The 16,077-nt window shown below is 59.4% G+C and carries 20 protein-coding genes; 9 read left to right on the top strand and 11 right to left on the bottom strand.

What is annotated here, in order from left to right:
• Nucleotide 1 precedes the first annotated feature (1 nt).
• Nucleotides 2–586, bottom strand: a complete 585-nt coding sequence (locus G5182_RS11840; protein ID WP_005349692.1) for a YajG family lipoprotein — start codon at nt 584–586, stop codon at nt 2–4.
• Between the two features lie 17 nt (nt 587–603).
• Nucleotides 604–1,737: a methyltransferase gene (locus tag G5182_RS11835; protein WP_421172781.1), complete on the bottom strand. Its 1,134-nt coding sequence runs from the start codon at nt 1,735–1,737 to the stop codon at nt 604–606.
• A 204-nt stretch (nt 1,738–1,941) separates the two neighbouring features.
• Between G5182_RS11835 and G5182_RS11830 the strand changes: the two genes are divergently transcribed.
• From G5182_RS11830 to nqrM, 9 genes are all read left to right on the top strand, one after another.
• A complete protein-coding gene (locus tag G5182_RS11830) occupies nt 1,942–2,256 on the top strand; it encodes a BolA family protein (RefSeq protein WP_421172780.1) in 315 nt (104 codons plus the stop codon).
• Between the two features lie 434 nt (nt 2,257–2,690).
• Complete coding sequence (locus G5182_RS11825) at nt 2,691–4,034, top strand: Na(+)-translocating NADH-quinone reductase subunit A (RefSeq protein ID WP_005349684.1); 1,344 nt, start codon at nt 2,691–2,693, stop codon at nt 4,032–4,034.
• A gap of 3 nt (nt 4,035–4,037) precedes the next feature.
• On the top strand, nt 4,038–5,267 hold the full coding sequence (locus G5182_RS11820) for an NADH:ubiquinone reductase (Na(+)-transporting) subunit B (RefSeq protein WP_005338642.1): 1,230 nt from the start codon (nt 4,038–4,040) through the stop codon (nt 5,265–5,267).
• A complete protein-coding gene (locus tag G5182_RS11815; protein ID WP_421172778.1) occupies nt 5,257–6,045 on the top strand; it encodes a Na(+)-translocating NADH-quinone reductase subunit C in 789 nt (262 codons plus the stop codon). Before G5182_RS11820 ends, G5182_RS11815 begins: the two co-directional genes overlap by 11 nt.
• Nucleotides 6,038–6,670, top strand: coding sequence for an NADH:ubiquinone reductase (Na(+)-transporting) subunit D (locus G5182_RS11810; RefSeq protein ID WP_033114212.1), 633 nt, complete (start codon nt 6,038–6,040; stop codon nt 6,668–6,670). Before G5182_RS11815 ends, G5182_RS11810 begins: the two co-directional genes overlap by 8 nt.
• A 3-nt stretch (nt 6,671–6,673) precedes the next feature.
• Entirely contained in the window at nt 6,674–7,270 is a 597-nt protein-coding gene (gene nqrE, locus G5182_RS11805) for an NADH:ubiquinone reductase (Na(+)-transporting) subunit E (RefSeq protein ID WP_227341212.1), read from the top strand.
• 32 nt (nt 7,271–7,302) lie between these two features.
• Nucleotides 7,303–8,526 (top strand): NADH:ubiquinone reductase (Na(+)-transporting) subunit F, encoded by a 1,224-nt coding sequence (nqrF, locus tag G5182_RS11800; RefSeq protein ID WP_216951907.1) that lies wholly within the window; start codon nt 7,303–7,305, stop codon nt 8,524–8,526.
• A 3-nt stretch (nt 8,527–8,529) separates the two neighbouring features.
• Nucleotides 8,530–9,570 (top strand): FAD:protein FMN transferase, encoded by a 1,041-nt coding sequence (locus tag G5182_RS11795; protein WP_216951908.1) that lies wholly within the window; start codon nt 8,530–8,532, stop codon nt 9,568–9,570.
• Nucleotides 9,571–9,579: 9 nt separating this feature from the next.
• On the top strand, nt 9,580–9,804 hold the full coding sequence (gene nqrM, locus G5182_RS11790; protein ID WP_216951909.1) for a (Na+)-NQR maturation NqrM: 225 nt from the start codon (nt 9,580–9,582) through the stop codon (nt 9,802–9,804).
• A gap of 66 nt (nt 9,805–9,870) precedes the next feature.
• Here nqrM and G5182_RS11785 read toward each other — a convergent pair whose 3' ends face one another.
• From G5182_RS11785 to G5182_RS11745, 9 genes are read right to left on the bottom strand one after another with little or no spacing between them, the layout of a single operon-like run.
• Nucleotides 9,871–10,416 carry a DUF3833 domain-containing protein gene (locus G5182_RS11785; protein WP_421231401.1) on the bottom strand — a complete coding sequence of 182 codons (546 nt, stop codon included), beginning with the start codon at nt 10,414–10,416 and terminating at the stop codon, nt 9,871–9,873.
• Nucleotides 10,417–10,430: 14 nt separating this feature from the next.
• Nucleotides 10,431–10,973, bottom strand: coding sequence for a chalcone isomerase family protein (locus G5182_RS11780; RefSeq protein WP_421231402.1), 543 nt, complete (start codon nt 10,971–10,973; stop codon nt 10,431–10,433).
• Nucleotides 10,930–11,151 (bottom strand): TIGR02450 family Trp-rich protein, encoded by a 222-nt coding sequence (locus tag G5182_RS11775; protein ID WP_421231403.1) that lies wholly within the window; start codon nt 11,149–11,151, stop codon nt 10,930–10,932. Before G5182_RS11775 ends, G5182_RS11780 begins: the two co-directional genes overlap by 44 nt.
• Complete coding sequence (locus G5182_RS11770) at nt 11,148–11,624, bottom strand: DUF2878 domain-containing protein (RefSeq protein ID WP_421236219.1); 477 nt, start codon at nt 11,622–11,624, stop codon at nt 11,148–11,150. Before G5182_RS11770 ends, G5182_RS11775 begins: the two co-directional genes overlap by 4 nt.
• 2 nt (nt 11,625–11,626) lie before the next feature.
• Nucleotides 11,627–12,883, bottom strand: coding sequence for a class I SAM-dependent methyltransferase (locus G5182_RS11765; protein WP_421249724.1), 1,257 nt, complete (start codon nt 12,881–12,883; stop codon nt 11,627–11,629).
• Nucleotides 12,883–13,665, bottom strand: a complete 783-nt coding sequence (locus tag G5182_RS11760; protein ID WP_421252008.1) for a DUF1365 domain-containing protein — start codon at nt 13,663–13,665, stop codon at nt 12,883–12,885. Before G5182_RS11760 ends, G5182_RS11765 begins: the two co-directional genes overlap by 1 nt.
• Nucleotides 13,662–14,921 (bottom strand): NAD(P)/FAD-dependent oxidoreductase, encoded by a 1,260-nt coding sequence (locus G5182_RS11755; protein ID WP_216951914.1) that lies wholly within the window; start codon nt 14,919–14,921, stop codon nt 13,662–13,664. The genes G5182_RS11760 and G5182_RS11755 overlap by 4 nt, the downstream gene beginning before the upstream one ends.
• Nucleotides 14,918–15,652: an SDR family NAD(P)-dependent oxidoreductase gene (locus G5182_RS11750; protein WP_201945729.1), complete on the bottom strand. Its 735-nt coding sequence runs from the start codon at nt 15,650–15,652 to the stop codon at nt 14,918–14,920. Before G5182_RS11750 ends, G5182_RS11755 begins: the two co-directional genes overlap by 4 nt.
• A complete protein-coding gene (locus tag G5182_RS11745) occupies nt 15,649–16,077 on the bottom strand; it encodes a nuclear transport factor 2 family protein (protein WP_128816284.1) in 429 nt (142 codons plus the stop codon). Before G5182_RS11745 ends, G5182_RS11750 begins: the two co-directional genes overlap by 4 nt.

The following is a 16,077-nucleotide window of genomic DNA, read 5'->3' as shown; positions in this document are numbered from 1 at the left end:
ATCAGACCCCTGCACCGTTCGGTTGACCTTTCAGGTAACCGCGCAGCGCGTCATCCGCCATGATCTGCTGCAGCACGCTACCCAGTTGCAGGTTCAGTGTAGACTCCAGGTCGGCCATGCTTGGCTCGCTCGGGCTCTCCTTGCTGGAGGACATGTTGAACTGCTTGGTCAGACGGTTGCCCTGAAAATCGGCGATCACCTGCAGGCTGACGCGGGATTTGGTGACATAGGTAAAGGTCTTCTCTTCCACATTGACTGCGGCGTTGGAAATCACCAGCGTCAGGTTGGTGGTGCCACTGTTGCCCACTTCCAGACCCTGGCTGCGCAGACCTTCGGCCAGCCGCTCGGCCATCAGCAGGTTGAGCGGACGCTCGCTGTTGACCAGCACGGGCGCTTTCTCTTTATGTTTGATGGAGAAGACGTAGGCAGCCTCACGCTTGTCTACCCCTTCCATGGTGATGCGATTGCCAGAGTAGTATTGCTGGTTGGCGGGGATCACCTGCGGATTGAGCAGCGCTGTCTCCGGCCAATGAGTGGCACACCCGCCCAGCATCAGGGCGGCCAGCAGCAAGAGTGACTTTTTCATCATGGTTTCCTTTGGCTTTAGCGTTTGATGGCTTTCAAAATAACGAATTTGCTGTTCGACGCAACGACTTGTGCGTTGGCAAACAAGCGCTTGAGTTTGTTGTGATAGTCCAGATGACGGTTGCCTACTATCCAGAGTTCACCCCCTTGAGGCAACACCCGGTGCGCATCGCTGAACATCTGCCAGGCGATATGATCGGTGATCGCCTGTAGCTGATGGAAAGGAGGGTTGCAGAGGATCCGATCCGCCGAGCCGACCGCCACCCCGTCGAGACAGTTATTGACCATAAAGCGGGCACGCGGCAGTGCATCAGGCAGATTGTGCTCGACGTTGAGCTGTGCCGAGGCGACTGCCATATAGGATTCATCGATAAAGGTCACCTCCACCTCGCTGTCTTTGGCGAGCAGCGACAGACCCAGCACCCCGTTGCCACAGCCCAGATCGATCACCTTGCGGGCACTGTGGATGGGCAGGTTGTCCAGCATAAAGCGGGCACCGATATCGAGACTGGTGCGCGAGAAGACGTTGGCATGGTTGTGGATGAGCATGCCACTCCCCTCCAGCGGCCAGACAGTCGGGAAGGGGTTGGCCAGCGCGGGACGTTCTGCCTGCGGCTCGCAGTGAATGAGGCGCGCCTTCTTCCAGGCCAGCGAGGTACGGGTAGGCCCCAAATACTTCTCGAACAACTTGAGGGTGGAGGTATGAATATCCTTCGCCTTGCCGGCAGCAATAACGCGGGTTGCCGGTGTCACCACCGCACGCAATGCCAGCAGCTGCTGCTCCAATAGAGCCTGATATTTGGAGACCTTGATCACCACAAGTGCTGGGGCATCGGGCAGCGGTGCCAGCGCATCCTGCAAGCGGATACCACCCGCATCCAGTCCGTTTTCGGCCAAATTGGCCAGGGTCGCCCGCTCACTGATGTAGGAGTCGGTGACGCAGCAGGGGGAGTGCGGATGCAGATAGGCGGCGAGCGCGCCAAAACCGTCATTCATGATGATGACGGGGCCCGCCTGCTCGAGGGGAGACTCCACCAGGGTGTTGATCAGGTATTCGTCAGCCGCATCCCAGGCTTGCAGGGTCTCCTGACTCTGGCGCGGATAGCGGTAGAGCGTGAGCTGGCAATGGGGAGTGTCGAGAAGGGTTTGCATAGGAAGAGTCCAACCTCGGCTTGATTCGTGTATACAGGCGCCAGGGGCGACGCAAAGTGGCGCTATTCTAGCGAGGAGCAGGAATTTCACCAGTTCGATGCGCATCAAGGGGACAACTGACGGGTGATTTCCCTCTTACGGGGGCTTATTCCATCCCGCGACTGCCGATAGAATGGCCAGACATTCACTCTGGAAGCCGATCCGATGACCATCCAACAACTGATTGAAGCCAAGCTGACCGCCGCCCTCTCTCCCTCCGTGCTGGAGGTGATCAACGAGAGCCACATGCACCGTGTGGAACCGGGATCTGAGAGCCACTTCAAGGTGGTGATCGTCAGCGAGCAATTTGCAGGGCAGCGGCTGCTGGCCCGTCATCGTCAGGTCAATTCGGTGCTGGCCGACGAGCTGGCCGGTGCCGTTCATGCACTGGCACTGCATACCTACACAGAGACCGAGTGGCAGGAAAAAGGCCGCGCCCCGCGCACCCCGAGCTGCGTTGGCAAACCGTCACTCTCCTGAAACCGGTTGTACCACAGGATTCCCCTCGAGAACCTGCCAACAAAAATTAAACATATTTCCCCCATTGGCCCCGAAAAGGCTACATCCAAGGGGGTATATTTCGACATCAAGGCTTTTTGCTGATAGTGGAGGCAACGGCAAATACCCCCATCGAGGTATCGAAATAAAAAAACCTTTAAAACCACTACTTACAAGGTGTCAGGGGCTTATTCATTGCAGGTTAATTTTGTGATGGCACGGGGATTTTGCCCATTTGGCATGGCAGAAAATGCACCTTAAGTGGTAAACTCAAGCGCTTTTGAGTGAGCCTGCATGTTGAATAATTGTTGAGCCTGCCCACCTGGCACAACCACAACATCGACTCATTCAACCACCCGTCGTGATGTATTTCTCGGCGCTAACCAACCTCTCCCGTAACGGTAGTGCAAGTAAGTATGATTACAATCAAAAGAGGACTGGACATCCCCGTGCTGGGTGCGCCAGAGCAAGTAATCTACGATGGCCCCGCCATCACCCGTGTTGCGACACTGGGCGAGGAGTTTGTGGGGATGCGACCTACTATGTTCGTCAAAGTAGGTGATCGCGTCATCAAAGGTCAGGATCTTTTTGAAGACAAGAAGAATCCGGGCGTTAAATTCACAGCTCCTGCCACCGGTGTGGTTTCAGAGATCAACCGTGGTGCCAAACGTGTTCTCCAGTCTGTGGTCATCGACCTCGACGGTTCCGATGAACAGGTGACGTTTGAGCATTTTGCCTCTGCCGAGCTGGCCAAGCTCGAGCGCAGCAAGGTGCAAGAGATCCTGGTCGCATCAGGTCAGTGGACTGCGTTGCGTACCCGTCCGTTCAGCAAAGTCCCCGCGGTAGCGTCTGCCCCGCGCGCCATCTTTGTGACTGCAATGGACACCAACCCGCTGGCAGCCGATGCCGAGCTGATTATCAAGGAACAGCCGCAGGCCTTCCTCGATGGTCTGGCCGTATTGACCCGCCTGACCGACGGCGCCGTCTACGTCTGTAAAGGCGAAGGCAGTCTGCCCCACTCTCCGCTGGCTCAGGTCAAGGAAGAGATCTTCGTTGGTCCGCACCCTGCCGGTCTGCCGGGTACCCATATCCACTTCCTGGATCCGGTCAGCAGCACCAAGGTGCAGTGGCACATCAACTATCAGGATGTGATCGCATTCGGCAAGCTGTTCACCACCGGTCAGATCTTCACTGACAAGGTGATCGCGCTGGCTGGCCCGAACGTGCTCAAGCCGCGTCTGCTGCGTACCCGTCTGGGCGCCTGCATCAGCCAGCTCACCAACAATGAGCTGCGTGCCGACGAAAACCGTATCATCTCCGGTTCTATCCTGAGTGGTGCCAAAGCCGAAGGTGTTCACGACTACCTGGGCCGCTACCACAATCAGGTTTGCGTGCTGGGTGAAGGTCGCGAGAAAGAGTTCCTGGGCTGGATCAACCCCAGCGCCAACAAGTTCTCTATCACCCGTACCACCCTCTCTCATCTGATGAAGGGCAAGCTGATCAACTTCACCACCACTACCAACGGTAGTGACCGTTCCATGGTGCCTATCGGCAACTATGAGCGGGTGATGCCACTCGACATCCTGCCGACCCTGCTGCTGCGGGACATGGTCTCCGGCGATACCGACGGTGCGCAAGCACTGGGCTGCCTGGAGCTGGATGAGGAAGATTTGGCGCTCTGTACCTTTGTCTGCCCTGGCAAGACAGAGTACGGCCCGATCTTGCGTGAGTGCCTGACCAAGATTGAACTGGAAGGTTAAGCGATGAGTTTCAAGCAACTTCTTGAAAATATGGAACACCACTTCGAACCGGGTGGAAAGTACGCAAAGTACTATGCCCTGTTCGAAGCGGCGTACACCCTGTTCTACACCCCGGGTAGCGTTACCCGCAACGCCTCCCACGTTCGTGATGCGCTCGATCTGAAGCGCATGATGATCATGGTGTGGCTGGCCGTGTTCCCGGCCATGTTCTGGGGCATGTACAACGTTGGTAACCAGGCGATTGCCGCCATTGCCCACATGGGTTCGGCTGCTGGTGCCAGCAGCTGGCAATATGCCCTGGCTACCATGCTGGGCGCCTCCCTCGATCCGGCTGTTGCCGGTATCGGCAGCAAGATGCTGATTGGCGCCACCCACTTCTTCCCGATCTACATCACCGTCTTCTTTGTCGGTGGTTTCTGGGAAGTGCTGTTCGCCATGGTGCGCAAACACGAGATCAACGAAGGCTTCTTCGTGACCTCCATCCTGTTTGCCCTGATCGTGCCGCCCGAGCTGCCCCTGTGGCAAGCTGCGCTGGGTATCACCTTCGGTGTGGTGATGGCCAAAGAGGTGTTCGGTGGTACCGGCAAGAACTTCCTGAACCCGGCGCTCGCTGGTCGTGCGTTCCTGTTCTTCGCCTACCCGGGCCAGATCTCCGGTGACGCCGTGTGGGTTGCCGTTGACGGCTTCTCCGGCGCAACAGCCCTGAGCCAGTGGGCCCAAGGCGGCCAGATGGCGCTGATCAACGGTGCTACCGGCCAGGCTATCAGCTGGATGGACGCTTTCCTGGGTAACCTGCCGGGTTCCATCGGTGAAGTCTCTACCCTGATGATCCTGCTGGGTGCCGCCATGATCGTCTACATGCGCATCGCCTCCTGGCGCATCATCGCCGGCGTGATGATCGGTATGATCGCCACCTCCCTGCTGTTCAACGTCATCGGTTCCGATACCAACCCCATGTTCAACATGCCGTGGCACTGGCATCTGGTACTGGGTGGCTTCGCCTTCGGTATGGCCTTCATGGCGACCGACCCTGTCTCCGCAGCCTTTACCAACAAAGGCAAGTGGTGGTATGGCGCCCTGATCGGCGTAATGGTCGTGCTGGTTCGCGTGGTCAACCCAGCGTTCCCGGAAGGCATGATGCTGGCCATTCTGTTTGCGAACCTGTTTGCTCCCCTGTTTGACCACTTCGTCGCTCAGGCAAACATCAAGCGGAGGATTGCTCGTGGCGTTTAATAAAGATTCAACCCTCGGCACCGTCAGCGTGGTCACCGGCCTGTGTCTGGCCTGTTCCATCGTGGTATCCGTTGCCGCTGTGGGCCTGCGTTCTACCCAGCAGGAAAACAAGGCGCTGGACAAGCAGAGCAACATTCTCGCCGTAGCCGGTGTGGATGTGAGCGAAGTGGCCAAGCGCGACCTGGCCAAACTGTATGGCGAGAAGATCGAAGCGCGTCTGGTGGATCTGGCGACCGGTGACTTTGTTGACGGCGATGCCGACAACTTCGACACCAAGCAGGCAGCCAAAGATCCGGCCCGCAGCATCCGTCTTGCCGCCGCTGACGACAAGGCCAGCCTGCGTCAGATCTCCAAGCAGATCCCGGTATTCTTCGCCAAGGATGCCGAAGGCAAGATCGACAGCATCATCCTGCCCATCTACGGTCAGGGTCTGTGGTCGACCATGTATGCCTTCGTCGCCGTTGCCGCTGATGGCCAGACCATCAAGGGCATCACCTACTATGACCACGGTGAAACCCCGGGTCTGGGTGGCGAGATCGAAAATCCGGCCTGGCGCGAGCTGTTTGTCGGCAAGAAGCTGTTCGATCAGGATGGCATGCCGGCGCTGCGCGTCATCAAGGGTCACGCTCCGGCGGGCTCCGAGCACGAGATCGACGGTCTCTCCGGTGCTACCCTGACCGGTAACGGTGTACAGCATACCTTTGACTTCTGGATGGGTCCCAAGGGCTTCGGTCCTTTCCTGGCCAAGGTTCGTGCAGGAGAAATCAACAATGGCTGACAAGAGCGAAATGAAAAAGTTGCTGTTGACTCCAGTGCTGGGCAACAACCCCATCGCCTTGCAGGTGCTGGGTGTCTGTTCCGCACTGGCGGTTACCAGCCAGATGAAGACAGCGTTTGTAATGACCCTTGCGGTCATGGCGGTCACCGCCTTCTCAAACCTGTTCATCTCCCTGATCCGCAACCAGATCCCGAACAGCGTGCGGATCATTGCCCAGATGGCGATCATCGCCTCGCTGGTTATCGTGGTTGACCAGGTGCTCAAGGCGTATGCCTATGACATCTCCAAGCAGCTGTCAGTCTTCGTCGGTCTCATCATTACCAACTGTATCGTGATGGGCCGCGCCGAAGCCTACGCCATGAAGAGCGCGCCGCTCCCCTCCTTCCTAGATGGTATCGGTAACGGTCTGGGCTATGGCGCCATTCTGCTGAGTGTCGCGACCGTGCGTGAACTGCTGGGCTCCGGCACCTGGTTTGGCATCGAGCTGCTGCCGCTAGTGAACAACGGTGGCTGGTATGTACCCAACGGCCTCCTGCTGCTGCCGCCGAGTGCATTCTTCATCATTGGTCTGATCATCTGGGGCGTGCGCACCAAGGATCCCAAGCAGGTGGAGGCGAAGGATTAAGGTATGGAACACTATCTGAGTCTGTTGATTAAATCGATCTTCATCGAAAACCTGGCACTCTCCTTCTTCCTGGGGATGTGTACCTTCCTGGCGGTATCCAAGAAGGTCAAGACCTCCATGGGTCTGGGTATTGCCGTTATCGTGGTGCAAACCATCGCCGTACCGGTCAACAACCTGATCTACAACTACGTGCTGAAGGCCGGAGCTCTCTCCCCTGACCTAGATCTGAGCTTCCTGAGCTTCATCACCTTTATCGGGGTGATCGCAGCGCTGGTACAGATCCTGGAGATGGCGCTGGACAAGTACTTCCCGGCTCTCTACAACGCGCTGGGCATCTTCCTGCCGCTCATCACCGTGAACTGCGCCATCTTCGGTGGCGTCTCCTTCATGGTGCAGCGTGACTACACCTTCGTGGAGTCTGTGGTCTACGGCGTGGGCTCAGGGGCAGGCTGGATGCTGGCGATCGTTGCGCTGGCGGGTATCCGCGAGAAGATGAAGTACTCCGATGTTCCGGAAGGCCTGCGTGGTCTGGGCATCACCTTCATCACCGCCGGTCTGATGGCGCTGGGCTTCATGTCCTTCTCTGGTATCTCCCTGTAATCGGCTTTCCTGCAATCAGAAAGGAACGATAGATGGAAATTATTTTGGGTGTGGTCATGTTTACCGTGATCCTGCTGGCACTGGTGGCAGTCATTCTGTTCGCCAAGTCCAAGCTGGTGACCGCGGGCGACGTGACAATCAGCATCAATGGTGACCCGGCCAAGGCTGTGACCAGCCCGGCCGGTGGCAAGCTGCTCGGCGTACTCGCCGGCAACGGTATCTTCGTCTCTTCCGCCTGTGGCGGCGGTGGCTCCTGCGGCCAGTGCAAGGTACGGGTGAAATCCGGTGGCGGCGACATCCTGCCGACCGAACTGGATCACATCAGCAAGGGTGAAGCCCGTCACGGCGAGCGTCTGGCCTGCCAGGTCACCGTGCGTGGCGACATGGACATCGAACTGCCGGAAGAGATCTTCGGGGTGAAGAAGTGGGAATGTACTGTTATCTCCAACGATAACAAGGCCACCTTCATCAAGGAGCTCAAGCTGCAGATCCCCGATGGCGAGAGCGTACCGTTCCGCGCCGGTGGTTATATCCAGATCGAAGCGCCGGCTCACCATGTCTACTACAAGAACTTCGATATTCCCGAGGAGTATCGCGGTGACTGGGATCGCTTCAAGATTTTTGAGCTGGAGTCCAAGGTCGATGAGCCGATCATCCGTGCCTACTCCATGGCAAACTATCCGGAAGAGTTCGGCATCATCATGCTGAACGTGCGTATCGCGACCCCGCCCCCGAGCAACTGGACTGCCCCTCCGGGACAGATGTCCTCCTACATCTTCAGCCTGAAGGCTGGCGACAAGGTGACTATCTCCGGTCCGTTCGGTGAGTTCTTCGCCAAGGATACCGATGCCGAAATGGTATTCATCGGTGGTGGTGCAGGTATGGCGCCGATGCGTTCCCATATCTTCGACCAGCTGCGTCGCCTGAAGTCCAAGCGCAAGATGAGCTTCTGGTACGGTGCCCGTTCCAAACGCGAGATGTTCTATGTCGAAGACTTCGACATGCTGGCGGCCGAGAACGAGAACTTCACCTGGAACGTAGCCCTGTCCGATCCGCAACCGGAAGACAACTGGGATGGCTACACCGGCTTCATCCACAACGTGCTCTACGAGAACTATCTCAAGAACCACGAAGCGCCGGAAGATTGCGAGTTCTACATGTGTGGACCTCCCGTGATGAACGCAGCCGTCATCAACATGCTCAAAGATCTGGGCGTTGAGGACGAAAACATCCTGCTGGATGACTTTGGTGGTTAATCCATGAACAGCGTTGTAAAGACCTGGCTAGCCTTCGGGCTAGCCTTTTTCTTGACAGGGTGCGGTCAGGAAAGCACGGTCCAGTCGAAACCGGAGATCCATATCACCGGCAGCACCATGGGCACTTACTACTCCATCAAGGTGGCGGACAACGTCATCAGCGATGCAGCCAAGTTTCAGGCCGAGGTCGATGTACTGCTGGAGCGAGTCAACGATCAGATGTCCACCTATCGCCCCGATTCCGAACTGTCGCGCTTCAATCAGCACCACAGTTCGACACCGGTAGTGGTATCGCGGGACACCGCGCGGGTCATTACAGAAGCCATTCATATTGGCCGTGAGAGCCAGGGGGCGCTGGACGTCACCGTCGGCCCCTTGGTCAATCTGTGGGGCTTCGGTCCGGACAAACGGCCGACCAAGATGCCATCAGAGGAGCTGATCACCCAGACCCGTCAGAAGACCGGCCTGGGCAACCTGCACGTCATCACTTCGGTCGATGCCGACACCCTGCAAAAGGACATCCCGGATCTTTACGTTGATCTCTCCGCCATTGCCAAGGGCTTTGGTGTCGACAAGGTGGCCGAGTATCTGGAGTCTCTGGGTGCGCGCAACTATCTGGTGGAGATCGGCGGCGAGCTGCGGATCAATGGCGTCAACGGCAAGGGACACCCCTGGCGCGTTGCCATCGAAAAGCCGACAGCCAATGCCGGTTCGGTGCAGGAGGTGATCGTTCCGGGTGACAACGGAGTGGCCACTTCGGGCGAATATCGCAACTACTATGAGATGGATGGCCAGCGCTTCTCCCACACCATAGATCCACGCACCGGCAAGCCAATCCAGCACCGCATGGTGTCGGTCACCGTGATCCACCCCTCCTGCATGACCGCAGACGGGCTGGCGACCGTATTCATGGTAATGGGACCGGAGAAGAGCCTGGCCTATGCCAAAGAGCGCGGCCTGGCGATCTTCGTGATCACCAAGACGGACAACGGCTTTGAAGAGGCCTACTCCGATGCGTTCAAACAGTATCTGGTCAGGAAATAGGGAGGATAGATGCAGGTTTTTCTGATCACCTTCGGGGTATTCATGCTGGTGATAGCCGCCATGGCTATCGGCTATATCTTCCAGAAAAAATCCATCTCCGGCTCCTGTGGCGGTCTGGGAAGCGTTGGCATCGAGAAAGAGTGCGACTGCCCCGAGCCCTGCGACAATCGCAAGAAGAAGATGGCCAAGGAAGAGGCCCGTCGCAAGATGCTGGAAGAGAACCGCATCATCTGATGACTCTGATTGTTCGATAAACAAAAGCGCGCCATCGGCGCGCTTTTTACTGGGCGTTATCTTGCGTTAACGGTCAGGCTGACGTTCGATATAGAGGATCACCTCGCCAAGATGGATACCGAACTTGCTGATCTCGGCACGATTGATCAGACGATCTTCGTCCAGCAGATACATCCAGTCATCGAAGCTCACCCGCACTACCTCGCCATCCGGCAGCGCCAGATCAAGCTGATAATGCCAGTTGAGGGCAAACCCTTGGCTTTTACCCATCGCCTCCCCCACCACATCGGAAGCAGTACCTCGCCAGTGACCGTCAACCCCCTTGCTCAGATACCAGGTACGGGTCTGCTGGCGGCCATCATCAAAGTAGAACTGCTCGAACAGCTCTCCCTTGCCATCCTTCCAACGACCCACCATCTCGACCCGAAAGCGACTGGTCACTTCGCCGCTGCGGTCGGTTACCAGGCCGTGAGCCACTAATTTACCGTTGAAGAAACGGGCGAGATCCCAGCTTGGCCCCTGCCCCCGATAGTCATCGAGACTGGCACCACAGCCGCTCAGCAGCAAAAAAGGGAGCAACAGCAACCAGCGGTATGCACGATAGAAAAACATTGGAAACTCCATGTTCAGGGTTGGCCACGCAGGCGGCGGGTCAGGGCGGGATCGCGGCTGTTGTCAGCCAGCCAGATGGCGAGAAAAGCGGCCGAGAATTGCGGATCGGCCAGAGTGCCGAGGGGTTTTTCCTGCCACCAGAAGTGGCCTGCCCCCTCCTTGTCGACATAGAAGGTGAGCTTGTCGCCTGCCTGCACATCGGGCCAGAGTGCAGCGAGCTGGCCGAGCCAGCGCTGACGCTCGGCGTCAGTGCCAAGACCTAGCCGCTGCCACTCGGCGGCGGTGGCGCTCAGCAGATCTTCCCGCTCGATGGATCGGGCATAGGTGAGAGTCAGAGCCTGTGGATAGTGACCGGGCTGATAGCGCCCGCTCGCGCTGTAGAGGGTGGCATCGTAGAGCTTGAACCAGAGCCAGTTCATCTCCCCCTGCCCGACCGGGCGCAACTGCTGCCAGGGGGCGGCAGAAGCCTGCACTGCGGTTGCAGCAAAGAGCGCAAACGCCAGCATCAGCGGGTTAATTCCACCCCATATGCCAGTGGTTGGGGTCTTCCAGTTCATGCCAGTCCATCTCCTGTTCCTGCAGGGTGTTGATATCCTGCATCACCACCTGCATCAGCTCCCCTTTCGCGTTCCGCTGGCAGGCAACCACCAGATAGAAGCGATCAGCGAGCTCATGCTGGCCCTCTTTGGTCCATTTGGAAAAAAGCAACGAGTCGGTCGAAAAGGTGTTTGTCATGACTCACCCTCCAGCTTGACCATTACCCACAGGAGTACGGGTAACCACCACATCCAGATCACTGCCAGCAGCGCCGTGCTGATCCAGATGCCCCAGGGTAAGTTTACTGCCCCCATGGCGGCCCCCGCCACATAGGAGGAGGTGCCGCCAAATACGCCAAACAGCGCCTGCTGCCAGCGAGGCAAGCTCAGCAGCCAGCGCATACCGTGGGCCAGCGTCAGGGCAAAACCGAGCCAGAGCAGCACCAGCCAGAGGGGAAAACCGGACGGGAACCGGAACAGGCCGAGCTGCCAGAGCAGGGCATCCAGCAGACAGCCGACGACCGCGATGGGAAGCAGCCGCCAGTCACGCTGGCGGCTGGGTGAGAAGAGAAAGTGCAGCAGCAACATTGCCAGCAGCGGGCCCGGCTGCTGCCACTTCACCGCCAGCAACCAGTAGAGGTTGAACCCCAGCAGGTGAGCCCACTGCCACATGGTCAGTGACCGCTTACTGGCACATCACCCGACCAGCCAGCGGGCCCCGGCTTGGCGGCCTCCAGCTGCACCAGACTGATGCTGCGCTCCCAGAATCCCCCCTCGCAATAGGCAAAGTAGAAGTGCCACAGCCGGATGAAATCCTGGCTGTAACCGAGCTTGGGCAGCTCGGGTGCCAACGCCAGAAACCGCTCGCACCAGTGAGCCAGTGTACGGGCATAGTGATGACCGTGATCGTGCAACCGCACCAGCTGCATGTCGGTCTCACGCGCCAGCAACCCCGCCATCTGGGAGACGCTCGGCAGGCAGCCACCGGGGAAGATGTAACGCTGGATAAAATCGACCCCGCGCAAGTACTGGGCATGGCGCTGATCGGCGATGGTGATGGCCTGAATGAGCAGACGGCCACCGGGCTTGAGCAGCCGCGACAGCTGGCGGAAATAGTCGGGCAGGAAGGCGTGCCCCACCGCCTCGATCATCTCGATGGAGACCAGCTTGTCATACGTCCCCTCCAGTTTGCGGTAATCCTCCAGCAGCAAGGTGATGCGATCCCCCAGCCCCTCCCGCGCAATCCACTCCTTGGCGTAGTCATGCTGGGCCCGGGAGATAGTCGTGGTGGTCACCCGGCAGCCATAGTGGTGGGCGGCATAGACGGCGAGGCCGCCCCAGCCGGTGCCGATCTCCAGCAGATGATCGTCAGGGCCCAGCTCCAACCGCTCGCAGATGGTACGCAGCTTGGCCTGCTGCCCCTCTTCCAGAGTGGCGTCGGCGCTCGGGTAGATGGCGCTCGAGTACTGCATATGGCTGTCGAGAAACCCCTGATAGAGGGTATTGCCGAGATCGTAGTGGGCGGCAATGTTGGAGCGCGAGCCGGTCAGGGTATTGCGATTAAGCCAGTGGCGCACCTTATTGAACGGGAAACTGAGCCAGCCGAGGCGCCGCTCAAGGGAGTCGAGCAGGGTCAGGTTGCGGGCCAGCAGCCGCACCAGCGCCACCGGATCCGGGCTGGTCCAGAGCCCCTCCACCCAGGTTTCCCCAGCGGCGATGCTGCCTCCCAGCAACAAGCGACGATAGAAGGCCGGATCCTGCACCACCAGTTCGGCATGCAGATCGGTGCCCGCCACGCCAAAGCTGTGGCGCTCACCGCCATCCCGCAGCAGCAGCTGGCCATGTTCGAGGCGACCCAGCAGATTGAGCAGCAGTTGCCTTGCCCCCTTGTCGATGAAAGAGGCAGAGAGGGTTGATTGAGCAAGTTCCATTAGCGGCTCTCCGGATGGGTAAAAATCGGGGTTCGTTTGATAAAAAGACGCAGGGCCTGCCAGTAGATCCCGAGCAGTACCTTCATGGTCATCCAGGGCCAGCGGGCCAGCAGGGCCACCAGCCCCTTGCGCGACAAGGGTTCGCGAGTGAGCGCCAGGGTTGCGTCAAACAGCTTGGCTTCACCGGATACGGGATGACTCTCGATATGGATCAGTGTCTCCTGCGCGGGCGGCCTGATCCGCCAGTGATAACGCATCGCCAGCCCCATAAAGGGGGAGACGTGAAAATCCTTGTCATGGGGCGCCAGCGCCGCCAGATCCAGCAGGTAGTAGTGACGCTCGTTCCAGGGGGTGTTCGACACCTCCGCCAGCAGATAGCGCGCCTCGCCCTGCCGGTAGCAGAAGTAGAAGTTGACCGGACTGAAGTAGAAGCCCAGACAACGCACATTGCCGAGCAGCAGCACCCGCCCCTCGGGGTCGGCATCGCCCCCCAGTTCGCTCACCTTCTGCCACACCGCCTGCTTGAGGCTCCCCTCGCTGCCCTTGAGATAGTCATGGCGGTGAAACGAGAGCAGCCCCGAGCGCTCCACCCCGAACCAGCGCCCCTGATCGAGCTGCGGCAGCTCGTCGAGATCCAGTCCCAGCATAAAGAGGCTGTAGGAGAAGGCGTGGGGCCGCGGCGCGAAACGGCGGTGGCGCACCGAACCCTGCCAGATGGCGCTGGTAACACCAGCCAGTTCGTCGGCTCCCTCATGTTCGGTGGCCACGGTGGCGCCATTCATAGCTCGGCCCCGAAGCGCCTGGCGACATCCAGCGCGCTGCGCACCCCATCCTCGTGGAAGCCGTTGTACCAGTAGGCACCGCAGAAGTGGGTGTGCTGCTGGCCGCAGATCTCCGCACGCCGCTGCTGGGCGGCGATAGAGGCCTGATTGAACACCGGATGGTGGTAGACGAAGCGGCGCAGCACCTTGCTCTCATCCACCTTGCCCTTGGGGTTGAGGCTGACGCAGAAGGGCTCCGGCGAGTTCACCCCCTGCAGGATGTTCATGTTGTAGCTCACCAGCGGCCGTGTCTCATCGTTGCCATCGAGCTGATAGTTCCAGCTGGCCCATGCCTTGCGACGGGTGGGCAGGCAGCGAGCATCGGTATGGAGCCAGACATCGTTGGCCTGATAGGGCATGTCGCCGAGGATGGCCTGCTCCCGCTCGCCGGGATCCGCCAGCAGCGCCAGCGCCTGATCGCTGTGGCAGGCGAAGATCACCTCGTCAAACCGCTCCTCGCCGTAACTGCTCTGGATCACAACGCCATCCGCGTCCCGCCGAACGCTCTGCACCGGACAGGCGAGTCGGATCTGCGACTGCCAACCCGCGGTAAGGGGGCCGATATATTCCCGCGAGCCACCCGGGATCACGTACCACTGGGGGCGATTGGCCACATCCAGCAGGCCGTGGTTGGCAAAAAAGCGCAGGAAGAAGCCAAGGGGGAAGGCGCGCATATCGGCCAGGGTCGATGACCAGATCGCCGCCCCCATCGGCAAGATGTAGTGGCGGGCGAAGTAGTCGCTAAACTCCCCCGCCAGCAAAAAATCCCCCAGCGTCAGCTCGGGGCCAGCCCCCTGATGCTGACCATCCGCCAGCCAGGCCCGCGCCTCCCGGTTGAACCGCAAGATCTCGGCGACAAAGCCATAGAAGCGCGGACTCAGCAGATTGCTGCGCTGGGCAAACAGGGTATCGAGATTGTGGCCGTTGTACTCCAGCCCCTCCGGGCTCTTTACCGAGAAGCTCATCTCGGCCGGTTGGCGCGCCATGCCAATCCGCGCCAGCAACTTCAAGAAGTTGGGGTAGGTACGATCGTTGAAGACGATAAAGCCGGTGTCGATGGCATAGCTGCGGCCAGCCTGATTCACATCGACGGTGGCGGTGTGACCACCCAGGGTCGGCGCCGCTTCGAACAGGGTGATGTCATGGAGTTTGTGGAGCAGAAAACCGGCGGTGAGCCCCGAGATCCCTGAACCGACGATGGCGATCTTTTTCTTCATGAATGGCTTCCTTTCGATACGAGTGCGCGGCCAAGGCGCAGCCAGAGCCCCACCGGCAGCGCACCAAGTAGGCGCAGCAACCAGATGAAACGGCGGGGAAAGTGGATCTGGTGACGACCAGCGGTCAGCCCGTCCATGATGGCGCGGGAGGCCTGCTCCACCGTCACCAGACAGGGCATGGGAAAATCATTTTTGGCGGTGAGCGGCGTCTGGACAAAGCCGGGGCGGATCAGGGTCACCCCGATCCCTTTGCTGGCCAAATCGAGGCGCAAGGTATCCGCCAGATAGTCGAGGGCCGCCTTGGAGGCGCCATAGGCCTCGGCTCGTGGCAGCGGCAGCCAGCTCACCGACGAACTGACGATGGCCAGCCGTGACCCAGCCCCTAGCAACGGCAAGAAGGCGGCCAGCGCATGGCCGGTAGCGGTCAGATTGGTGTCGATGACACGGGCAAACAGCTCGCTGTCAAACCCCTCGCCGACATCCATGTACTCGCAGTTGCCTGCGTTGAGGATTAGCAGATCGAGGGATGGCAGCGTAGCGGCTATCCCGCTCATTGCGGCCAGATCACGGGCATCGAACTGCAGCGGAGTGACGCCATCCAGCCCCAGCGCCTGCAGCCGTTCGCCATCGCGGCCACAACCCCACACCTGCCAGCCGGCGCGCCGGTAATCCAGCGCCAACTGGCGACCTATGCCGGAGGTCGCGCCTGTGATAAGCACTCGGCCGCTCATGCGCCAAGCCTCATCTTGATGCTGCGAACCACTGGCCCGAGCAACGGCAACTGCTCGTAGAGCATGGCGCCCAGGTCAAAATAGTCCCTGTGCTGGCACACCTTGCCCGCCTCGTCGAATTCGAGGCGGGTGGCCCCCTCCACCGTCACCGGCTCACCACCACGCAATCTGGGGTGAGAGAAGGTCATGGTCCAGCCGAGCCAGGCCTGTGGCCCTTGCTGCTGCTGACTGGTGATGACGAAACGGCAGTAGGCGAGACGCTGATAGAGGGCGGCAAAATAGTCGCCAAGGGCCGCCAGCCCCTCGATACGGTGAGCCGGATCGATAAAGAGCACCTGTTCGGCATAGACCTCGGGCAAGCGATGCAACTGCTGTTTGTCCAGTTGCTGATAGAGGCCAATAAAGCGGGCCAGCGGCTCGTTCAT

It is taken from the genome of Aeromonas sp. 600948 (assembly GCF_049174875.1).
GTDB lineage: Bacteria > Pseudomonadota > Gammaproteobacteria > Enterobacterales > Aeromonadaceae > Aeromonas > Aeromonas veronii_A.
Note: the sequence above shows the minus strand (reverse complement) of the source record. Positions and strands in the feature narration are given on the sequence as shown.